The sequence below is a fragment of the Pseudomonas sp. TE9122 genome (genome assembly GCF_056278925.1).
The window spans coordinates 5,577,841-5,602,102 of sequence record NZ_JBWBQI010000001.1 but is presented as its reverse complement, the minus strand read 5'-3'; the positions used below and the strand labels follow the sequence as shown (position 1 = coordinate 5,602,102).

6 protein-coding genes are annotated in these 24,262 nt (G+C 61.3%); 1 reads left to right on the top strand and 5 read right to left on the bottom strand.

Translation table 11 applies throughout. The features are described from left to right. Positions 1 to 20: 20 nt before the first annotated feature. From ACZ9BE_RS25290 to ACZ9BE_RS25270, 5 genes are all read right to left on the bottom strand, one after another. A complete protein-coding gene (locus ACZ9BE_RS25290; RefSeq protein ID WP_476250060.1) occupies positions 21 to 881 on the bottom strand; it encodes an ABC transporter ATP-binding protein in 861 nt (286 codons plus the stop codon). Between the two features lie 17 nt (positions 882 to 898). Next, positions 899 to 1,795 carry a TauD/TfdA dioxygenase family protein gene (locus ACZ9BE_RS25285; protein WP_150637834.1) on the bottom strand — a complete coding sequence of 299 codons (897 nt, stop codon included), beginning with the start codon at positions 1,793 to 1,795 and terminating at the stop codon, positions 899 to 901. 333 nt (positions 1,796 to 2,128) lie between these two features. Continuing rightward, entirely contained in the window at positions 2,129 to 3,496 is a 1,368-nt protein-coding gene (locus ACZ9BE_RS25280) for an HlyD family type I secretion periplasmic adaptor subunit (protein WP_024011116.1), read from the bottom strand. After that, positions 3,486 to 5,642 (bottom strand): type I secretion system permease/ATPase, encoded by a 2,157-nt coding sequence (locus ACZ9BE_RS25275; RefSeq protein WP_051600365.1) that lies wholly within the window; start codon positions 5,640 to 5,642, stop codon positions 3,486 to 3,488. Before ACZ9BE_RS25275 ends, ACZ9BE_RS25280 begins: the two co-directional genes overlap by 11 nt. Positions 5,643 to 5,675: 33 nt before the next feature. Beyond that, positions 5,676 to 7,028: a TolC family outer membrane protein gene (locus ACZ9BE_RS25270; RefSeq protein ID WP_095181152.1), complete on the bottom strand. Its 1,353-nt coding sequence runs from the start codon at positions 7,026 to 7,028 to the stop codon at positions 5,676 to 5,678. Positions 7,029 to 7,389: 361 nt separating this feature from the next. On the opposite strand from ACZ9BE_RS25270, the gene ACZ9BE_RS25265 reads away from it, so the two are divergent. After that, positions 7,390 to 24,228, top strand: coding sequence for a LapA family giant adhesin (locus ACZ9BE_RS25265; protein WP_476250059.1), 16,839 nt, complete (start codon positions 7,390 to 7,392; stop codon positions 24,226 to 24,228). Positions 24,229 to 24,262: the final 34 nt, after the last annotated feature.

Genomic DNA, 24,262 nt, shown 5'->3' with positions numbered 1-24,262 from the left:
CGGGTAGTCCTCCTGGCCGCTCAATAGGCGATGCGAATGTCGTTGAAGTCGTGATCACGTTCGGTCTCCGGCGTCTGGCCCTCATCGAACAGCAGACGATGAATGCGCCGCGCCGACGCCTGAAACGCCACGCCGCCGAGGCTGTGCAGGTCGTATTGATGGCTGTGCACTTCGGCGCGCACCCGGCCCGGATGTGGCGAAAACAAGAGGATGCGATTGCCCACCACCAGGGCTTCTTCAATCGAATGGGTGACGAACAACAAGGTGAAGCGCACCTCTTCCCAGAGCAGCAGCAACTCCTCCTGCATCTTGCGGCGGGTCAACGCATCGAGTGCAGCGAAGGGTTCGTCCATCAAAAGAATTTTTGGTTGCATGGCCAACGCCCGGGCGATCGCCACCCGCGCTTTCATGCCGCCGGACAAAGTGTGTGGATAGGCGTCGGCGAACGCTGCGAGGCCGACCTTTTCCAGATAATGCAACGCACGCTCTTCGGCTTCTTTCTTGTTCAAGGTGCGCGAGGCCAGCAGCGGGAACATCACGTTCTGCTTCACGGTTTTCCAAGGCGGCAACTGGTCGAATTCCTGAAACACCACAATGCGGTCCGGCCCCGGCGCATCGACGCGCTGGCCTTGCAGGCGGATCTCGCCTTCGCAGGGCTGGATGAATCCGGCGACCGCTTTGAGCAAGGTCGATTTCCCGCACCCGGACGGGCCGAGCAGGACGAAACGATCAGCCGGGTCGACGGCGAAACTGACTTGATGGGTAGCGCGCACCACGCGCTGCGGCGTGCGGTATTCGAGGCTGACGTGATCGACGGCCAGCAACGCTTCGCTGTGGGCGATCGGGTTGCTGACCGCGCGGCCTGGCAAAGGGGCGTTCATGATCGATCTCCGGCAAATCAGAAAGGCGCATCGCCCTGGATGGTCGTGCGATACAACTTGCGGCGCAGATGCGCAGGGCAGCCGGCGGCGAGGTGGATCAGCGAGCGGTTGTCCCAGAACACCAGATCATGCGGCTCCCATTGATGGCGGTAGATATTTTGCGGCAGCACGCTGTGAGCGAAGAGTTCGCCGAGCAGCTGACGACTTTCGTCTTCCGGCAGACCGACGATGCGCGTGGTGAAGCCTTCGCTGACGAACAAGGCTTTGCGGCCATTTTCCGGATGGGTGCGCACCACTGGGTGCACCACTTCGGCGACTTGGGCCAGTTGCTCTGGGGTCAGGGTCGGGCGCCAGTTGCCCTCGAATTTTGTCTCGCTGTAGCGCGCCGTGTAGGAATGCGCGGCAAAGCGCCCTTCAACCGCATTGCGCAACGCAGCCGGCAGGTTGTCCCAGGCTTTGTGCATGTCGGCAAACAGCGTGTCGCCGCCCTCGGCGGGCAGCTCTTGGGCGTGCAGCATCGAGCCGAGACTTGGCAGCTCTTTATAGGAGAGATCGGAATGCCAGAACTTGCCGGCGTCACCGAGACCGATGTTCTGGCCGTTCTCGATAATGTTGGAAACGATGAGGATTTCCGGGTGATTGGCCAGCAGGAACTGCTTGAGCACATGGATCTGCAACACGCCGAAGCGACGGCTGAAATCGATTTGCTGTTGCGGGGTGATCTGCTGATCGCGAAAGACCACGACGTGGTGATCCAGGTGCGCGCGGTGAATGCGCGCGAAGTCCTGATCATTGACCGGCCGGCGCAGGTCGAGGCCAACGATCTCGGCGCCGACGGCACCGCTGAAGGGGCGAATTTCGAAGATTTGCGGCGCGGCAGTTGCGGCGCTTTCGGTGGCAGTAGCGGCGGACATCAATCATCTCCCACGCACGGCGCGCTCACGGACGCGCTCGTCGATCAGACACTCACGCTGGATTGCGTGTCGGTTCAGGTCGTGCGGCGCGCCGATTGGTCGGCAGGTACGCAGGTTAGTGACTTTATAGCTATAAGAATTGGAAATTAAATACCGTTAATGAATAACGATATGGCGAATGGTGAGGGGGTGGGTGACCATTTGTGTCACTTACCGACGGATATGTAGCGCTTCGGAGGACGCCTTCGCGAGCAGGCTCGCTCCCACAGTTGGAATGCAATCTCCTGTGGGAGCGAGCCTGCTCGCGAATAGGCCGTCACCAGCGCCGAAGATCTAGCGCTCGTGCAACGCTTCAGCCCGCGCGCGAATGATCGGCTTGAGCAAATAGCTCAACACCGACTTCTTGCCAGTGATGATATCCACCGAAGCGACCATCCCGGGAATGATCAGCAAAGGCTTTTCATCCGTGCCCAAGTGGCTGCGCTCGGTACGCACCTTGATCACGTAATAAGTGGTTTTCTTGTCTTCGTCGGTGATGGTATCCGCACCGATCTGCTCCAGCTGTGCCTTCAGGCCGCCGTAAATCGTGTAGTCATAGGCGGTGAATTTGACGATCGCTTCCTGACCCGGATGCAGGAACGCGATGTCCTGCGGGCGGATCTTGGCTTCGACCAGCAGGGTGTCGTCCAGCGGCACGATTTCGACCATGTCGCTGCCCGGCTGGATCACACCGCCGATAGTGTTGACCAGCAACTTGTTGACGATGCCCCGCACGGGTGAGGTAACCAGCGTACGGCTGACGCGGTCTTCCAGCGCCTTGCCGGTGGCCTGGGCCTTGTTCAGGTCGGTGCGGGCTTCGTTGAGTTGGGTCAGCGCTTCGCTGCGGAATTTGCCGCGGGTTTCGTCGATCTTGCGCTGCACTTCCTTGATCGCCGATTCCGCGCGCGGGATGGCCAGCGTGGTCGCGTCGAGCTGGCCACGGGTTTCCACTTCGGCACGCTTGAGACGCAACACTTCCACCGGCGAGACCGCGCCCTGCGCCACCAGCGGCTCGGACATGTTGATTTCCTGACGCTGCAAACCGAGTTGCTGACGGTACTGCGCCTGCTTGGAGCTGAACTCACGCAGTTCCTGCTGACGCTGGATCAACTGCTCCTGCAAGCCGCCGATTTCATCGTGTAATTGCTGACGGCGGCTGATGTACAGCGACTCTTCGCTTTTCGCCTGACCCGGCACGGCTTTGAGTACGTCCTCGGGGAAATTCAGCGGACGATCATCGACTTCCGCGCTCAGACGCTCGACACGCAGCAGCATCGACAGGCGATCGGCCTCGGTTTCGCCGACGTTGGAGGCAAAACGTGTGTCGTCGAGACGAATCAGCGGCGCGCCGGCCTCGACGATCTGGCCTTCCTTGACGAACAGCTCGGAGACGATACCGCCCTCCAGGTTCTGGATTTTCTGGATCTTCGACGACGGAATCGCCTTGCCGTCGCCCTTGGTCACCTCGTCGATCACGGCGAAGTTGGCCCAGAGCATGAGGAACACGAAGAAGCCGATGATCGCCCAGATGGTCAGGCGCACGACGCGCGGGGCGTCTTCGATCAGCGCCTTGTTGACCTCCGGCAGCGGCTGACCCTGCAGCGAGGCAGAGCCCTTGAAGTAGCGACGGATCGACTCCTTGACACCGGACTTAAGCAACACTGATCTGCCCCTTCTTCAACGCTTCCATCACGGCGGCTTTCGGGCCGTCGGCGAGAATCTGCCCGCGATCGATCACCAGCAGGCGATCGACCAGCGACAACAGCGATGCCCGGTGCGTGACCAGCACCACGGTCTTGTTTTCAATCACTGCTGCGAGGCGTTGCTTGAGGCGTTCTTCGCCGGTGTTGTCCATCGCACTGGTTGGCTCATCCATCAGCAAGATCGGTGGATTGAGCAACAGCGCCCGGGCCAGGGCGACGTTCTGCCGCTGGCCGCCGGAGAGGTTTTGCCCACGCTCGCCGACTTGCAGCTCGTAGCCTTGCGGGTGCAGACGGGCGAATTCGTGGACGCCGGCCAGTTCGGCGGCTTGCAGCACCAGCTCGTCTTCGACGTAACGCGCGCCGGACACCAGGTTGTCACGCAGGGTGCCGGACAGCAGCTGAATGTCCTGCGGTACGTAGCCGATGTTGTAGCGCAGTTCGCTGACGTCGATCTGGCGGATGTCCACGCCGTCGACCAGCAAGGCACCGTCGTCCGGTTGATACAGGCCCACCAGCAATTTCGCCAGCGAACTCTTGCCCGAACCGCTGCGGCCGATGATGCCGATCTTCTCGCCGGGACGGATCACCAGGTTGATGTTCTTCAGCGCCGGGTTCTGCTGGTCCGGGTAGGTGAAGCTGAGCTGACGGCATTCGATCGCACCCTGCAAAACCTTGCGGCTCAGCGGGCGCTCTTCGAAATTGCGCTCCTGGGGCAGCTCCATCATCTGGTCGACCGAAGTCATGGTCACCCGCGCCTGTTGATAGCGCGTGAGCAGGCCGGACAGCGACGCCAGCGGGCTCAGCGCACGACCACTGAGCATGTAGCAGGCAATCAGCCCGCCCATGCTCAGGTTGCCGGCGATGATCTGGTACACGCCGAAGACGATCATGATCACCCCGGCCAGTTGCTGGATCAGCAAGGTGATGTTCATCGCCAGACCGGAGAGCATTTTCACTCGCAGCTCTAGGCGGCTGAGGGTGCCGATGGTCTGCTCCCACTGATACTGGCGCTCGCTTTCGGCGTTGTTGACCTTGACCGCGTCCAGACCGGCGAGGGTTTCGATCAGGCTCGACTGGCGCTCGGCGCCCAGCGCCATGGTGCGTTCCATGGTCGCGATCAACGGCTTCTGCAAGGCGTAGCCGATCAGCAGGGCAATCGGGAACGCCAGCACCGGAATCCACACCAGATGCCCGCCGAGAATGGCGATGACGATGAAAATCAGGATGGTGAACGGCAGGTCGATCAGGCTGGTCAGGGTCAGCGACGCGAGAAAGTCGCGCAGGCTCTGAAACTCATGGATGTTCTGGGCAAAACTACCGACCCGCGCCGGGCGGTATTTCATCGCCATGCCGACAATGCGCTCGAACAGCGTGGCGGAGATGATCAGGTCGGTTTTCTTCCCGGCCAGATCCAGGCACAGGCTGCGCAGGCTCTTGAGGATCAAGTCGAAGATGTAAGCGCCGGTGATGCCCAGCGCCAGCACCCAAAGGGTTGCTTCGGCCTGGTTCGGTACTACGCGGTCGTAGACGTTCATCACGAACAGCGGTGCGGCCATGGCGATGATGTTGATCAGGAAACTGGCGGCGATCGCATCGGCGTACAGCCAGCGCGAACGCTTGAGGGTGTCGCGAAACCATGAGCGTGCACGCGGGATCAGCGTGCCGTGGTTGACGTCGAATTTGTGCTGCGGCTGGGCGAAGAACACTTTGCCGGTGTAATCGTCGCTCAGCAGTTCGCGGCTGACCACCGATTCGCCGCCATCGCTTTCGCTGAGCAGCACGCGTGCTTCGTTGTCGCCCTGCCAGCCGAGCAGGACGGCACTGCGGCCATCCTTGAGCAGCAACAGAGCGGGCATGGCGATCGCCGGAATTTCTTCGAGTTTGCGCTGCAACACCCGCCCCTGCAGCCCGGCGCGAGCCGCTGCGCGCGGCAGCAACTCGACACTCAAACGTTGTTTGGGCAGCGGCAGGCCGGTGGTCAGCATCGCCGCGCTGGCAGGCTTCTGGTGCAGCATGCACAGGGCGAGCAGACCATCCAGCAACGGATCGTCATGCAACGCGCGTGGATCATGGCTGAGTTGAACTCGACTGACTTCTGATTCCACGCTCGACACTCTTTAACAGTTGGAAGGGATAACTCAGTTCATCCCAGGCAGCTGGACCTTGGGCTTCACGTCGTTCTGCACAACGGATGCCAACGGCGCGACCACTCCCTGGCTTTTGAGCAATTGGCCCATGGTCGCCTTGATTCGGTACTGAGTAAATAACTGAATGTTCTTGATTTCCGCCAGACGCCGCGAGGCGGTGAACAGCTCGTTCTCGCTGTCGAGCAAGTCCAGCAGGGTGCGTTCGCCGAGGCTGAATTGACGCTGGTAGGCGGTACGCACCGAGGTGCTGCGATCGACGTATTGCTGGGCGATCGGCACTTGAGCGTTGGCGTTGTTCAGCGCGTTCCAGGCGAGGCCGAGCTCTTCGTTCAACTGACGCAGGGCGTTGTTGCGGATGTCCAGCGCCTGGTTGGCCAGGTACGACTTGGATTCCAGATCGGCTTTGTTGCTGCCGCCGGAATACAGGTTAAAACGCATGCGCAGCATGGCCTGCCATTCGTTGTTGTGGCCGTTCTGACCATCGAGATCGTTGTCGGCGGAGCGGCCCAATTCGGCGTCGAAACGCGGGTAGAAGGTCGATTTGGCGGTGGCGAACTGCTTCTCGGCAGCGGCGATGTCCGACTCGGCGGAACGCAGGATCGGGCTGTTTTCCAGCATTTGCGCGCGGGCTTCATTGAGGTTGGCCGGCATCATCGCCATGAACGGCGCCGGGCGCTCGAGCTGGTCGGGCATCTGGCCTACGGCGCTGAGGAAGTTGGTTTCCGCGTCGGCGAGGTTGGTCTGTTCGGTGATCAGGTTGTTGCGGGCCTGGGCCATGCGCGCTTCGGCCTGATCAAGGTCGGCACCGCTGCCGACGCCGCGCTGGGTGCGCAGCTGGATCTGGTCGTAGATGCGCTGGTGGCTCTTGAGGTTCTCCTCGGCCAGACGCACGAATTCGCGACGGGTCAGCACGTCCAGATACACCTGGGCGACGGTCAGTGCAGTACGCTCGGAAGTGCCCAGCAGCGAGTAAGCACGGGAGCTGACGTTGGCTTGTTGACGCGCAACTTCGTTGGACGTCGCGAAACCGTCAAAAACCATTTGCGAGAGACGTAAACTTGACTCGCTGCGGTTCAACGTCTCCCAGTGATTGCTTCCACCGTTCGCTCGCGTGGTCACACTGTCAGTGCCTTCACGGCCATAACCGCCCAGCAGATCGACCTTGGGCAGGTATCCCCCTTTCGCAGCCTTTAACTGATAATCCGCCGCCAATCGACTGTTGACCCCCGCCTGAATCTCCGGATGGACATCCAGCGCCTGTTGCATGGCTTCTGGTAAGGATTGTGCTTGTACAAAAGAGGCGGCGAGAGCGAAGGGAGCGGCAAGGAGCAAAAGCGAACGCATGGTTGGAATTTTCCCGGAACTTCTTGTCTTGAATCACAGCAGAAACGTGGTGCTGCGTCGGATGATGGCAACCCGAAAGACCGTATGTCGGAAAGTTCAAAACAGGAACTGGATGACAGGCTGAAGGACAGGTCGCCGCGGAAATATCAATGTGACATTAGTGGGGCGATTGTTTAGGATGGCTCCCAGAAGGTCAATAGTTTGGCATAAAGTTAATCGCGATAATTTATAGCCAGATTATTGACGGAAATACAGCGTCAATAAGTTATCCATTTATAGAAAGTACGTCCAGACTGAAGTGGCGCCGACGCCCGTCAGGTCCATGGAAGTCAACTGAATGTGACACCCCGGAGAGTCTTCAATGAGCAGTGTTGTTGCCGTCGTCAAAAGCATTGTCGGTCAGGTTTTCGTGGTGTCCCCAGAGGGCGTGCGTCGCGTACTCGTTGAAGGCGATCGCCTGTATGTCGGCGACCAGATCGATACCGGTCTGTCCGGCGCGGTGTCGCTGGAACTGGCCGATGGCCGCATGCTCGATCTGGGCCGTGACACCCAGTGGAGCGCCAGCTCGCCTGACTCCAGCACTGACCTGGCCGAAGCCACGGCGCAGGCTGCGCCTTCTGTAGAAGAACTGCAGCAAGCCATCGCCGCCGGTGTCGACCCGACCACCGCACTCGAATCCACCGCGGCCGGCCCGACCGCCGCAGGTACCGGCGGTGCGGCCGGTGGTGGTCACAGCTTCGTCATGCTCGACGCCACCGCTGGCCGCGTCGATCCGACCATTGGCTTCCCCACGGCGGGCATCAATTCTGCCGGGCAAGTCGCGCAGGACACCACGGGCGGCCTGACCACCGACACCACCACCAACGCACTGCGTGACTCGACCCTGAGCCTCAGCGCCACGCCGACCATCACCGAAGCCGGCGGCGTGCTGGTGTACACCGCGACCCTGACCCAGGCGCCGCTGACAGACCTGACCATCACCCTGTCCAATGGCGCAGTCATCGTCATTCCCGCCGGCGCCACCACCGGCACCGTCAACGTGCCGCTGGCGCCGAACGACACTGTCTATAACGACCCGACCCAGATCGACGTAACCGTCACTGGCACCAGCGGCGGCAACGGCATCACCGTGACCCCGCCGACTATCCCGGCGACCACGCAAGTCACCGACACCGTCGACACCACTACCGTCACGTTGACGGCTGGTTCGAGCGTGACCGAAGGCGGTCAGATCACTTACACCGCGACGCTGACTAACCCGGCGCAAACTCCGGTTACCGTCACGCTGTCGAATGGCTCGACCATTACCATTGGCGCTGGCCAGACTACCGGCACCGTCAACGTGCCGACCCCAGCCAATGACGTTTACAACAATGGCAGCACCGTTACGACCACGATCACCGGGGCTACCGGCGGCAACTTCGAAAATCTGGTGCCAAACACCACACCTGCCGTTACCACGATCACTGATTCGGTCGACAACACCGGGCTGACCCTGACCGCGACCAACAACATCGTTGAAGGTGGCCAGATCACTTATACCGCGACGTTGACCAACCCGGCGCAGACCCCGGTAACCGTCACGCTGTCCAACGGCTCGACCATCACAATTGCTGCGGGCGAAACCGTCGGCACCGTCAACGTGCCCACAGCGGCCAACGACGTCTACAACAATGGCGGCACCGTCAGCACCACGATCACTGGCGCTACCGGCGGCAACTTTGAAAACCTGGTGCCAAGCAACACGCCTGCGGTCACCACGATCACCGATTCGGTCGACAACACCGGTCTGACGCTGACTGCGACCAACAATATCGTTGAAGGCGGTCAGATCACTTACACCGCAACGTTGACCAACCCGGCGCAAACCCCGGTAACCGTCACTCTGTCCAACGGTTCGACCATCACCATTGCTGCCGGCGAAACCGTCGGCACCGTCAACGTGCCGACTGCGGCCAATGACGTCTACAACAATGGCAGCACCGTCAGCACCACGATCACTGGCGCTACCGGTGGCAACTTCGAAAACCTGGTGCCAAACACCACACCTGCCGTTACCACGATCACCGATTCGGTCGACAACACCGGTCTGACCCTGACTGCGACGAATAACGTCGTCGAAGGCGGTCAAATCACTTACACCGCGACACTGACCAATCCGGCACAAACCCCGGTAACTGTCACTCTGTCCAACGGTTCGACCATCACCATTGCTGCTGGCGATACCGTCGGTACCGTCAACGTGCCGACTGCGGCCAATGACGTTTACAACAATGGCAGCACCGTCAGCACCACGATCACCGGGGCTACCGGTGGCAATTTCGAAAACCTGGTGCCGAACACCACACCTGCGGTGACCACCATCACCGACTCGGTCGATGACACTGGCCTGACGCTGACTGCGACCAACAATATCGTTGAAGGCGGTCAGATCACTTACACCGCAACACTGACCAACCCGGCGCAGACGCCGGTAACCGTCACTCTGTCGAACGGTTCGACCATCACCATTGCAGCCGGCGAAACCGTCGGCACCGTCAATGTGCCGACTGCGGCCAATGATGTGTACAGCAACGGCAGCACCGTCAGCACGACGATCACCGGGGCTACCGGCGGCAACTTCGAAAACCTGGTGCCAAACACCACACCTGCCGTGACCACCATCACCGACTCGGTTGATGACACCGGCCTGACCCTGACCGCGACCAACAACATCGTTGAAGGCGGTCAGATCACTTACACCGCGACACTGACCAATCCGGCACAAACCCCGGTAACCGTCACTCTGTCGAACGGTTCGACCATCACCATTGCGGCTGGCGAAACCGTTGGCACCGTGAACGTGCCGACTGCGGCCAATGACGTCTACAACAATGGCAGCACCGTCAGCACCACGATCACTGGCACCACCGGTGGCAATTTCGAAAATCTGGTGCCAAACACCACACCAGCCGTGACCACCATCACCGACTCGGTCGATGACACTGGCCTGACCCTGACCGCGACCAACAACATCGTTGAAGGCGGTCAGATCACTTACACCGCGACACTGACCAATCCGGCACAAACCCCGGTAACCGTCACTCTGTCGAATGGTTCGACCATTACCATCGCGGCCGGCGAAACCGTCGGCACCGTCAACGTGCCGACGGCGGCCAATGACGTCTACAACAATGGCGGCACCGTCAGCACCACGATCACTGGCGCTACCGGTGGCAATTTCGAAAACCTGGTGCCGAACACCACACCAGCCGTGACCACCATCACCGACTCGGTCGATGACACTGGCCTGACCCTGACCGCGACCAACAATATCGTTGAAGGCGGTCAGATCACTTACACCGCGACACTGACCAATCCGGCACAAACCCCGGTAACCGTCACTCTGTCGAACGGTTCGACCATCACCATTGCGGCTGGCGAAACCGTTGGCACCGTGAACGTGCCGACTGCGGCCAATGACGTCTACAACAATGGCAGCACCGTCAGCACCACGATCACTGGCGCTACCGGTGGCAACTTCGAAAACCTGGTGCCAAGCAACACGCCTGCGGTCACCACCATCACCGATTCGGTGGATGACACTGGCCTGACCCTGACAGCGACCAACAATATCGTTGAAGGCGGTCAGATCACTTACACCGCGACCCTGACCAACCCGGCGCAAACCCCGGTAACCGTCACTCTGTCCAACGGTTCGACCATTACCATCGCGGCTGGCGAAACCGTCGGCACCGTCAACGTGCCGACTGCGGCCAACGACGTCTACAACAATGGCAGTACCGTCAGCACCACGATCACTGGCGCTACCGGTGGCAACTTCGAAAACCTGGTGCCAAGCAACACGCCTGCGGTCACCACCATCACCGATTCGGTGGATGACACTGGCCTGACCCTGACAGCGACCAACAATATCGTTGAAGGCGGTCAGATCACCTACACCGCGACACTGACTAATCCGGCGCAGACGCCGGTTACCGTCACCCTGTCCAACGGTTCGACCATCACCATTGCGGCTGGCGAAACCGTGGGCACCGTCAACGTGCCAACAGCGGCCAATGACGTCTACAACAACGGCAGCACCGTCAGCACCACCATCACTGGCGCTACCGGCGGCAACTTCGAAAACCTGGTGCCAAACACCACACCTGCCGTTACCACGATCACCGATTCGGTCGACAACACCGGTCTGACCCTGACTGCGACGAATAACGTCGTCGAAGGCGGCCAGATCACTTACACCGCGACGTTGACCAACCCGGCACAAACCCCGGTAACCGTCACTCTGTCCAACGGTTCGACCATCACCATCGCGGCTGGCGAGACCGTCGGCACCGTCAACGTGCCCACAGCGGCCAACGACGTCTACAACAATGGCAGCACCGTCAGCACCACGATCACTGGCGCTACCGGTGGCAATTTCGAAAACCTGGTGCCAAGCAACACGCCTGCGGTCACCACCATCACCGATTCGGTGGATGACACTGGCCTGAGCCTCAGCGCCACCGACTCTGTGGCCGAGGGTGGCCAGATCACCTACACCGCCACGCTGACGAATCCGGCCGGCACCCCGGTAACCGTGACCCTGAGCAACGGCTCGGTGATCACCATTGATGCCGGCAAAACCACGGGCACCGTTACCGTTCCAGCGCCGGCCGATGACGTCTACAAAGACGCCGGCCAGGTCGAAGTCAGCATCAAGGACGCCACCGGCGGCAACTTCGAAAATCTGGTGCCGAACACTACGCCGGCAGTGACCGAAATCACTGACACCGTCGATACCTCGACGGTGAAGCTGACCGCAGACACCTCGGTTGCCGAAGGCGGCACCGTGACTTACACCGCCACCGTCGGCGCGCCAGTCACCGGCTCGCCTGTGGTCGTGACGTTGGCCAATGGTCAGAACATCACCATCGCCGTCGGCCAGACCACCGGCTCCATCACCTACACCGCACCGAACGATGCCTTGACCGGCAACGCTCCGCTGACCAACTCGATCACTGGCGTAAGCGGTGGCAACTACGAAGATCTGGTGGCGGACGAAACTCCAGTTTCGACCACCGTCACCGACGTGGCCGACACCACCAATCTGTCGCTGAGCGCGACCGCTTCCGTGGCTGAAGGCGGCCAGATCACTTACACCGCAACCTTGACCAATGCTGCTGGCTCGCCAGTGACCGTGACCTTGTCGAACGGCGCCGTCATCACCATCAAGGCAGGCGAAACCAGCGGTAATGTGAGCTTCCCGGCTCCGTCCGACGACGTCTACAAAGACTCCGGCTCCGTGCAGGCCACCATCACCAGTGCCACCGGCGGCAACTTCGAGAACCTCGTCTCGAGCAGTGCTCCCGCCGTGACGACAGTCACCGACACCATCGATACCTCGACGGTCAAATTGACCGCCGACACCTCGGTCGCTGAAGGCGGCACCGTCACATACACCGCCACTGTCGGCGCGCCCGTCACCGGCTCGCCAGTTGTCGTGACCCTGGCCAACGGCCAGAACATCACCATCGCCGTCGGCCAGACCACCGGCAGCGTTACCGCCCCGGTATCGAATGACGTGCAGATCGGTCACGCACCACTGACCAACTCGATCACCAACGTCAGCGGCGGCAACTACGAGAATCTGGTCGCCGACAAGACCCCGGTCAGCACCACTGTCACCGACACCGTCGACACCACCAGCGTCGCGCTGACTGCCACCGGCAACGTCAACGAAGGCGGGCAGATCACCTACACCGCGACGCTGAGCAACCCGGCCGGCACGCCGGTAACCGTCAATCTGAGCAACGGTTCGGTCATCACCATTGAAGCCGGCAAGACCACCGGCACCGTGACCGTTCCGGCACCTGCCGACGACGTCTACAAAGACGCCGGCAAAGTCGAAGTGACCATCAAGGACGCCACCGGTGGCAACTTCGAAAATCTGGTGCCGAGCACTACGCCTGCGGTGACCAATGTTGCCGACACGATCAACACCACGCACCTGACCCTCAGCGCAGAAAGCTATGTGCTCGAAGGCTCTTCGATCACTTACACCGCAACGCTGACCAACGCGGCGCAGACGCCGGTGACCGTCAACCTGAGCAATGGCCAGACCATCACCATCGAAGCCGGCAAGACCAGCGGTTCGGTGACGATTGCCGCACCGAGCGATGACGTCTACAAGGACGTCAGCAAGCTCACCGTAACCATGACCGATGCCAGCGGCGGCAACTTCGAGAAACTCGACGTCAGCAAGACCCCGGTCAGCACCACGGTCAACGACACCGTCGACACAACCGCACTGACCCTGACTGCCAGCGATACCGTCAGCGAAGGTGGCCAGATCACCTATACCGCGACCCTGAGCAATCCGGCCGGCACTGCGATGACCGTTACCCTGGCCAACGGCGCGGTGATCAACATCGCTGCCGGTGCTACCAGCGGCTCGGTGAATTTCCCGGCGCCCGCCAACACCCCGTACATCGATGGCAGCAACGTGCGGACGGCGATCGCCAGCCACAGCGGCGGCAATTTCGAGCGCGTCGAGGCCGATCGTTCGGCTGTGGTGACCAAAGTCACCGACGCCGTCGACACCACCAACATCAGCCTGAGCGCCACCGGCAGCGTTGCCGAGGGCGGCTCGATCGTCTACACCGCCACCCTGAGCAATCCGGCCGGCACCGCCATGAGCGTGACCCTGAGCAACGGCGCGGTGATCAACATTGCCAAGGGTGCGAGCACTGGCACTGCGACCGTCGCCGCGCCTGGCGATGACGTGTACAAGGACGCCGGCAAGGTCGATGCGAGCATCACCAAGACCAGCGGCGGCAACTTTGAAAATCTGGTGATCGACAAGACGCCTGCGGTAACTGATGTCACCGACACCATCGACAACAGCACCGTTGCGCTGACCGCCAGCGCCAGTGCGGTGGAAGGCGGCGTGGTTGTCTACACCGCGTCCGTGACCGCACCGGTCACCGGTTCGCCAGTGCTGGTGACCCTGTCCAACGGCCAGACCATCACCATTCCGGTCGGCGCCAGCAGCGCCAGCGTCAACTTCACCGCGCCGAACGATGCACAGGCCGGCGGCAACACCCTGAGCGTGAAGATCGACGGCGCCAGTGGTGGCAATTACGAAAATCTCGTCGCCGACCAAACCCCGGCGGTGACCTCGGTAACCGACGTCGCCGACACCACCAACCTGTCGCTGTCCGCGACCGGCTCCGTGGCCGAGGGCGGTTCGATTGTCTACACCGCAACCCTGAGCAACCCGGCCGGTACCCCGGTGACCGTGAATCTGAGCAACGGCGCGGTGATCACCATCGAGGCCGGCAAGTCTACCGGCACCGTCACCGTTCCGGCACCTGCCGACGACGTCTATAAAGACGCTGGCAAAGTTGAAGTCACGATCAAGGACGCCACCGGCGGCAACTTCGAAAACCTGGTGCCAAGCACCACGCCAGCGGTCACTGATGTCACCGACACCGTCGACACCTCGACGGTCAAACTGACCGCCACCGAAACCGCGGCCGAAGGTGGCACCGTCACCTACACCGCCACCGTCGGCGCGCCGGTCACCGGTTCGCCTGTGGTCGTCACCCTGGCCAATGGTCAGAACATCACTATCGAAGTCGGCAAGACCAGCGGCAGCGTGAGCACCACCGCGCCGAACGACGTCCTCGCCGGCCACGCGCCGCTGACCAACTCGATCACCAACGTCAGCGGCGGTAATTTCGAAAATCTTGTCGCCGACCAGACCCCGGTCAGCACCACCGTGACCGACACCGTCGACACCACCAACCTGTCGCTCAGCGCGACCGGCGCGGTGAACGAAGGCGGCCAGATTACCTACACCGCAACCCTGAGCAACGCCGCCGGCACACCGGTCATCGTGACCCTGTCGAACGGTGCGACCATCCTCATCGAGGCCGGCAAAACCACTGGCACCGTGACCGTCGATGCACCGAAGGACGACGTCTACAAAGACGCCGGCAGCGTTGAAGCGACCATCCAGAGCGCAACCGGCGGCAACTTCGAAAACCTCGTCACCAGCACAGCGCCGGCGGTGACCACGGTCAACGACACCATCGACACCACCACCGTGTCGCTGAGCGCCACTGCGAACGTCGCCGAAGGCGAAACCGTGGTCTACACCGCGACCGTGGGCGCGCCAGTGACCGGCTCTCCGATCATCGTCAGCCTGTCCAACGGCCAGACCATCACCATCGCCGTTGGCGAAACCACCGGCAGCGTCAACTACGTCGCGCCGAACAGCCCATTGGCGGGCGGCAGCTCGTTGAGCGTGACCATTGATGACGCCACGGGTGGCAATTACGAAAAACTGGTGGTCGACGGCAAGTCCGCAGACACCGCGGTTTCCGACACTACCGACACCACCAATCTGAACCTGAGCGCCAGCGACTCGGTCGCCGAAGGCGGCCAGATCACCTACACCGCAACCCTGACCAACCCGGCCGGCACACCGGTGACCGTGACCCTGTCGAACGGCGCCACCATCACTATCGATGCAGGCAAAACCACCGGCACCGTGACCGTCGACGCACCTAAAGATGACGTCTATAAAGATGCCGGCAAAGTCGAAGTGACCATCGAGGGTGCGACCGGCGGCAACTTCGAGAACCTGGTGCCAAGCGCGGTTCCAGCGGTGACCAATGTCACCGATACCATCGACACTTCGACCGTCAAACTGACTGCCGATACTTCGGTCGCTGAAGGCGGCACCGTGACTTACACCGCCACCGTTGGCGCGCCAGTCACCGGCTCGCCTGTGGTCGTGACTCTGGCCAACGGCCAGACCATCACCATCGGCGTTGGCCAGACTACTGGCACTGCAACTGCTGTTGCTGCGAACGATGCGTTGGCCGGTAATGCTCCGATCACCAACTCGATCACTGGCGTGAGCGGCGGCAACTTCGAAGATCTGGTGGCGGATAAAACACCGGTTTCGACCACTGTCACCGACGTTTCCGACACTACCAATCTGTCGCTGAGTGCGACCGGTTCGGTAGCCGAAGGTGGCCAGATCACTTACACCGCGACATTGACCAACGCCGCTGGCTCGCCAGTGACCGTGACCTTGTCGAACGGCGCTGTGATCACCATCAAGGCTGGTGAAACCAGCGGCACCGCAACAGTTCCTGCACCGTCTGATGACGTCTACAAAGATGCCGGCTCTGTGCAGGCGACGATCACCAGTGCTACCGGAGGCAACTTCGAGAACCTGGTACCGAGCACTGCTCCAGCCGTGACGACTGTCACCGACACCATCGATACGTCGACCGTCAAATTGACCGCCGATACATCGGTGGCTGAAGGCGGCACCGTGACTTACACCGCCACCGTCGGCGCGCCAGTCACCGGCTCGCCTGTGGTCGTGACTCTGGCCAACGGTCAGACCATCACCATCGGCGTCGGCCAGACTACTGGCACTGCAACTGCTGTTGCTGCGAACGATGCGTTGGCCGGTAATGCTCCGATCACCAACTCGATCACTGGCGTGAGCGGCGGCAATTTCGAAGATCTGGTGGCGGATAAAACACCGGTTTCGACCACTGTCACCGACGTTTCCGACACTACCAATCTGTCGCTGAGTGCGACCGGTTCGGTAGCCGAAGGTGGCCAGATCACTTACACCGCGACCTTGACCAACGCCGCTGGCTCGCCAGTGACCGTGACCTTGTCGAACGGCGCTGTGATCACCATCAAGGCTGGTGAAACCACCGGCACCGCAACTGTTCCTGCACCGTCCGACGACGTCTACAAAGATGCCGGTTCCGTCCAGGCAACGATCACTAGCGCTACCGGTGGCAACTTCGAGAATCTGGTACCGAGCACGGTTCCGGCCGTGACGACTGTCACCGACACCATCGATACCTCGACAGTCAAACTGACCGCCGATACATCGGTGGCTGAAGGCGGCACGGTCACCTACACCGCCACTGTGGGTGCTCCGGTCACCGGCTCGCCTGTGGTCGTGACTCTGGCCAACGGTCAGACCATCACCATCGGCATTGGCCAGACTACTGGCACTGCAACTGCTGTTGCTGCGAACGATGCGCTGACCGGCAACGCTCCGATCACCAACTCGATCACTGGCGTGAGCGGCGGCAATTTCGAAGATCTGGTTGCGGACAAAACTCCAGTTTCGACTTCTGTCACCGACGTTACCGACACTACCAATCTGTCGCTGAGTGCGACCGGTTCGGTAGCCGAAGGTGGCCAGATCACTTACACCGCGACCCTGACCAACGCCGCTGGCTCACCTGTGACAGTCACCTTGTCGAACGGCGCTGTCATCACTATCAAGGCTGGCGAAACCACCGGCACCGCAACTGTTCCTGCACCGTCCGACGACGTCTACAAAGACGCCGGTTCTGTGCAGGCGACGATCACTAGCGCTACCGGTGGCAACTTCGAGAATCTGGTACCGAGCACGGTTCCGGCCGTGACGACTGTCACCGACACCATCGATACCTCGACAGTCAAACTGACCGCCGATACATCGGTGGCTGAAGGCGGCACGGTCACCTACACCGCCACTGTGGGTGCTCCGGTCACCGGCTCGCCTGTGGTCGTGACTCTGGCCAACGGTCAGACCATCACCATCGGCATTGGCCAGACTACTGGCACTGCAACTGCTGTTGCTGCGAACGATGCGCTGACCGGCAACGCTCCGATCACCAACTCGATCACTGGCGTGAGCGGCGGCAATTTCGAAGATCTGGTTGCGGACAAAACTCCAGTTTCGACTTCTGTCACCGACGTTACCGACACTACCAATCTGTCGCTGAGTGCGACCGGTTCGGTAGCCGAAGGTGGCCAGATCACTTACACCGCGACCCTGACCAACGCCGCTGGCTCACCTGTGACAGTCACCTTGTCGAACGGCGCTGTCATCACTATCAAGGCTGGCGAAACCACCGGCACCGCAACTGTTCCTGCACCGTCCGACGACGTCTACAAAGACGCCGGTTCTGTGCAGGCGACGATCACTAGCGCTACCGGTGGCAAGTTCGAGAACCTCGTTCCGAGCACTACGCCTGCGATCACCCAGGTCACCGACACCATCGACACCTCGACCGTCAAACTGACCGCCGACACTTCGGTGGCTGAAGGCGGCACCGTGACCTACACCGCCACCGTCGGCGCTCCGGTCACCGGCTCGCCAGTTGTGGTAACTCTGGCCAACGGCCAGACCATCACCATCGGTGTCGGCCAGACTACTGGCACTGCAACTGCTGTTGCTGCGAACGATGCGCTGACCGGCAACGCCCCGATCACCAACTCGATCACTGGCGTAACCGGTGGCAACTTCGAAGATCTGGTGGCGGACAAAACTCCAGTTTCGACTTCTGTCACGGACGTTACCGACACCACCAACCTGTCGCTGAGTGCGACCGGTTCCGTGGCCGAAGGTGGCTCGATCGTTTACACCGCTACGCTGACCAACGCCGCTGGCTCACCTGTGACAGTCACGTTGTCGAACGGCGCCGTGATCACTATCAAAGCAGGCGAAACCACCGGCACCGCAACTGTTCCTGCACCGTCCGATGACGTCTACAAAGACGCCGGTTCCGTCCAGGCAACGATCACTAGCGCTACCGGTGGCAACTTCGAGAATCTGGTACCGAGCACCACGCCAGCAGTGACCAGCGTCACCGACACCATCGACACCACCACCGTAAAACTGAGCGCAACCGCCACGGCGGCCGAAGGCGGCAACGTCGTCTACACCGCAACCGTCGGCGCGCCAGTCACAGGTTCGCCAGTGGTGGTCACTCTGGCCAACGGCCAGAACATCACTATCGCGGTCGGACAGACCACCGGTACCGTAACTGCCGTCGCACCGAACGATGCGCTGACTGGCAACGCTCCGATCACCAATGCGATCACCAACGTCAGCGGCGGCAATTTCGAGAATCTCGTCGCCGACAAGACCCCGGTCAGCACCACCGTGACCGACACCGTCGACACCACCAACCTGTCGCTGAGTGCGACCGGTTCCGTGGCCGAAGGTGGCTCGATCGTTTACACCGCTACGCTGACCAACGCCGCTGGCTCGCCCGTAACCGTGACCCTGTCGAACGGTGCGGTGATAACCATCAAGGCTGGCGAAACCACCGGCACCGCAACCGTTCCGGCCCCGTCCGATGACGTCTACAAAGACGCCGGCTCCGTGCAGGCGACCATCAGCAAAGCTATCGGTGGCAACTTCGAAAACCTGGTACCGAGCACCACGCCAGCAGTGACCAGCGTCACCGACACCATCGACACCACCACCGTAAAACTGAGCGCAACCGCCACGGCGGCCGAAGGCGGCAACGTCGTCTACACCGCAACCGTCGGCGCGCCAGTCACAGGTTCGCCAGTGGTGGTCACTCTGGCCAACGGCCAGAACATCACTATCGCGGTCGGACAGACCACCGGTACCGTAACTGCCGTCGCACCGAACGATGCGCTGACTGGCAACGCTCCGATCACCAATGCGATCACCAACGTCAGCGGCGGCAATTTCGAGAATCTCGTCGCCGACAAGACCCCGGTCAGCACCACCGTGACCGACACCGTCGACACCACCAACCTGTCGCTGAGTGCGACCGGTTCCGTGGCCGAAGGTGGCTCGATCGTTTACACCGCTACGCTGACCAACGCCGCTGGCTCGCCCGTAACCGTGACCCTGTCGAACGGTGCGGTGATAACCATCAAGGCTGGCGAAACCACCGGCACCGCAACCGTTCCGGCCCCGTCCGATGACGTCTACAAAGACGCCGGCTCCGTGCAGGCGACCATCAGCAAAGCTATCGGTGGCAACTTCGAAAACCTGGTACCGAGCACCACGCCAGCAGTGACCAGCGTCACCGACACCATCGACACCACCACCGTAAAACTGAGCGCAACCGCCACAGCGGCCGAAGGCGGCAACGTCGTCTACACCGCAACCGTCGGCGCACCCGTCACCGGTTCGCCAGTGGTGGTCACTTTGGCCAACGGCCAGAACATCACCATCGCGGTCGGCCAGACTACCGGCACCGTAACTGCCGTCGCACCGAACGATGCGTTGACCGGCAACGCTCCGCTGACCAACTCGATTACCAACGTCAGCGGCGGCAATTTCGAAAACCTCGTCGCCGACAAGACTCCGGTCAGCACCACCGTGACCGACACCGTCGACACCACCAATCTGTCCTTGAGCGCCACCAACTCGGTGGCCGAAGGTGGCCAGATCACCTACACCGCGACCCTGACCAACGCCGCTGGTTCGCCAGTGACCGTGACCTTGTCGAACGGCGCTGTGATCACCATCAAGGCTGGCGAAACCACCGGCACCGCAACCGTTCCGGCCCCGTCCGATGACGTCTACAAAGACGCCGGCTCCGTGCAGGCGACCATCAGCAAAGCTATCGGTGGCAACTTCGAAAACCTGGTACCGAGCACCACGCCAGCAGTGACCAGCGTCACCGACACCATCGACACCACCACCGTCAGCATCACTGGCAGCAGCTCGGTGACCGAAGGCCAGACCGCCAGCTACACCGTCAGCCTCAATCACCCGGCGCAGACCGAAGTGACCCTGAAAATCGTCTACAGCGGCACCGCTGCCGACGGTTCGGACTTCACTGGTGTGTACACCGTGAAGATCCCGGCGGGCGCCAGCAGCGCGCAGTTCAACGTCGCCACCCTCGATGACAAGATCACCGAAGGCACCGAGAATTTCGTGGTCAAGATCGATTCGGCTACCGGCGGCAACTTCGAGAACCTCGCGGTCAGCAGCACCAATGGCAGCGTCAGCACCTCGATCATCGACAACGATGCGCCACCGGTGCTCGATCTGGACGCCAACAACTCCAGCGGTGCGACCGGTGCCGATTACAAGGTGACGTTCACCGAGAACACCCCGGGCGCCGGCGTGTCGATCGCTGACACCGACATCAGCATCACCGACCCGGACAGCACGATGCTGACCGGCGCCACTGTGGTTCTGACCAACCGTCAGGACGGCGATGCGCTGAATCTGGGCAATAGCGTCAACGGCATCACCATCAATGCCAACAGCACCAACGGCACGGTGACCCTGACCCTCTCGGGTAACGCGACCCTGGCCGACTACATGCAGGCCATCAAGAACATCAGCTTCACCAACAGCAGCGAAAACCCGAGCACCGTGCCACGCGTCATCACCGTGACGGTGACTGATGGCGGCAATTACTCCAACACCGCGACGACTACGGTCAACGTGGTGGCGGTCAACGATGCACCGGTCGCTGCGCCAAACAATGTCACCGGCACCGAAGACACGCCGCTGGTACTCGGCTGGTCGACCTTTGGCGTCAGCGATGTCGACAGCCCGGCGAGCAGCCTTGGTATCAAGATCACGCAGCTGCCGGGCGAGGGCAAACTGCAGTATCTGGACGGCTCGACCTGGAAGGATGTTGCCAACAACCAGACCTTCAGCAAGGCCGACATCGACGCCGGCAAGCTGCGCTTCCTGCCGGATGCCAACGAGTCGGGCACCAACGGTTACGGCGGCACCGGTCTGGGCAACAATCAGGCGGACTACGCACAGATCAAGTTCCAGCCTACCGATGGCCAGGCGCTGGGCAGCACCGGCACGGTGAAGATCGACATCACGCCAGTGGCGGATGCGCCGACCGTAGCCGTGGCTGATAACAGCGTTAAATCCACCGGCCTGATCAAGGAAGTCTGGACCGGTCTGTCGGGCCTGGGCACTGACGGCAGCGGGGCGAATTCGACCACCCTGAAAAACGTGATCGACGCCGCCGGCAAACCGAACTCCAGCGGCAACGTCACCAACGTGCAGTCTGACGGCAGTGTCGCCGCCGGTACGGCGTCGAAGACCTCGGGCCTGATCTACCTGGAAGCCGGCAAGACCTACAGCTTCAGCGGCGTGGCCGATGACAGCCTACTGATCACCATCGGCGGCAAGAACGTGGCGTCGGGTACCTGGGGCGCGGGCGGTGCGATCAATGGTTCGTTCACCCCGACCACCAGCGGTTATTACACCCTCGACATCTATCACCACAACCAGAGCGGCCCGGGCAGCTACGACGTCAACCTGTCGGTCAACGGCGGCACGCCAATCGATCTGAGCAACGCCGGCGTGCCGATCTACACCGGTGTGCAGGATCTGATCAACTCGGGCGTGACCGTCTCCGATCTGCACGGCACCAACGGCGAAGGTTATTACGACGGCTACAAGCTCAACACCGGCGCTGAAGGCACCACGGTGAAGCTGTCGGCAATCAGCACCGCGCTGACCGACACCGACGGCTCGGAAACCCTGAGCGTGAAGATCAGCGGTGCACCGGTCGGTTCGGTGCTCAGCGATGGCGCGGGGCATACCTTCACCGTTACCGCGAGCAATGGCGAAGCCAACGTCACCGGCTGGAACCTCGGCTCTCTGACCGTGACTCCGCCGACCTACTACAACGGCCAGTTCAACCTGACCGTGACCTCGACGTCCACCGAACAGGTCGGTGGCTCCGCGAGCAGCACCGCGACCATTCCGGTCACGGTAGTGCCTGCGGTGTACAACGCGGTCACCGCCACCTCGGGTGATGACAACGTCATCGGCACCGACGCCAACGACATCATCGTCGCTGACATCGGCGGCCTGACCGTGGTGCCGGGCACCAACTACAACATTGCGTTCATGGTCGACAGCTCGGGCAGCATGAGCACTTCGTCGCTGAACGCCGCGAAAGACTCGCTGACCTCGGTGTTCAACAGCCTCAAGCAAAGCCTGGGCGGCAGCAACTCGGGCACGGTGAACATATTCCTGGTGGACTTCGATACCCAGGTCAACAAATCGGTGTCGGTGAATCTCAACGATCCGAACGCGCTGACGATGCTCAAAGCCGTACTCAACTCGATGGGCTCTGGCGGCGGTACCAACTACGAGGACGTATTCAAGACCACGGCCAACTGGTTCCAGAGTGCCGACGCAGTGGCCAACACCGGGGCGAAGAACCTCACGTACTTCATCACCGACGGCCAGCCGACTTACTACCAGACCGGCGAGCAGACCAACCCGACGCTGTATGGCAACGTGAAACTCGACAGCGTGGTGAACGCCAGCAACTACAAGCAGGGCGACACGTTCAGCACCTACATCGACAACTCGCACTACCTGACCATCAACAGTGCTGGCAGCGTTGTGCTGCAAACCTACAACTCGTGGTGGGGCTGGAGCAGCGAAACGCTGGGCACGATTCATGCGCAGGGCGACGGTACTTATGAATTGTCGAACCTCGCGGGTACCGGCAACAGCACCAACTCGTCGACGACCAGCAATTCGACCAGCGGCTTCGCTTTGTTGAGCGGATTGTCGAGCGTCGAAGCCATTGGTCTGAACAACGACGTCAGCCTCAACGACCTCAAGCCGTACGATTCGGACAAAACGCCGCAAACCAACATCGATCCGAAGGATCTGGCCAACTCGATCATCGGCCATACCGAAGCGACGATGCCGGGTAACGACACCGTCAACGGTGGCGAAGGCAACGACATCCTGTTCGGCGATCTGGTCAGCTTCAACGGCATTGCCGGCGAGGGTTACCAGGCGATGCAGGCGTTCGTTGCCAAAGAGACCGGCGTCGACGTCAGCAAAGTCAGCACCAGCAACGTGCACCAGTACATCACCGAGCACTATCAGGCGTTCGATGTATCCGGCGCGCACGATGGCAACGACACGCTGCTCGGTGGCGCGGGCAATGACATCCTGTTCGGCTCGGGCGGCAACGACCTGCTCGACGGCGGCAAAGGCAATGACATCCTGCTCGGCGGCACCGGCAACGACACGCTGATCGGCGGTCAGGGCAACGACATCCTCATCGGCGGTTCCGGTGGCGACACCTTCGTCTGGAAATCGGGCGACACCGGTAACGACGTGATCAAGGATTTCAAAGCCAGCGAAGGCGACCGCATCGACCTGCGCGACCTGTTGCAGGGCGAGACCGGCAGCACGATCGACAACTTCCTGAAGATCACCACAGTGGATGGCACGTCGTCGCTGCAAGTCAGCTCGGCGGGCAAATTCAACTCGGGCGATGCCGCTGCGGCCACGCCGGACGTGACGATCAAACTGGAAGGCAACAATTGGGCGAGCGCCAACCTGCACAACCTGATTGCCGGCAGCGATCCGACCATCAAGGTCGATCACAACAACAGCTGAGGCTGAAACAACAACGGCCGCCTCTTGTGAGGCG

Excerpts from the sequence above, each read along its gene's own strand:
- ACZ9BE_RS25290 (WP_476250060.1), bottom strand. The coding sequence starts at position 881 with ATGAACGCCCCTTTGCCAGGCCGCGCGGTCAGCAACCCGATCGCCCAC.
- ACZ9BE_RS25265 (WP_476250059.1), top strand. The coding sequence starts at position 7,390 with ATGAGCAGTGTTGTTGCCGTCGTCAAAAGCATTGTCGGTCAGGTTTTC.
- ACZ9BE_RS25285 (WP_150637834.1), bottom strand. The coding sequence starts at position 1,795 with ATGTCCGCCGCTACTGCCACCGAAAGCGCCGCAACTGCCGCGCCGCAA.
- ACZ9BE_RS25270 (WP_095181152.1), bottom strand. The coding sequence starts at position 7,028 with ATGCGTTCGCTTTTGCTCCTTGCCGCTCCCTTCGCTCTCGCCGCCTCT.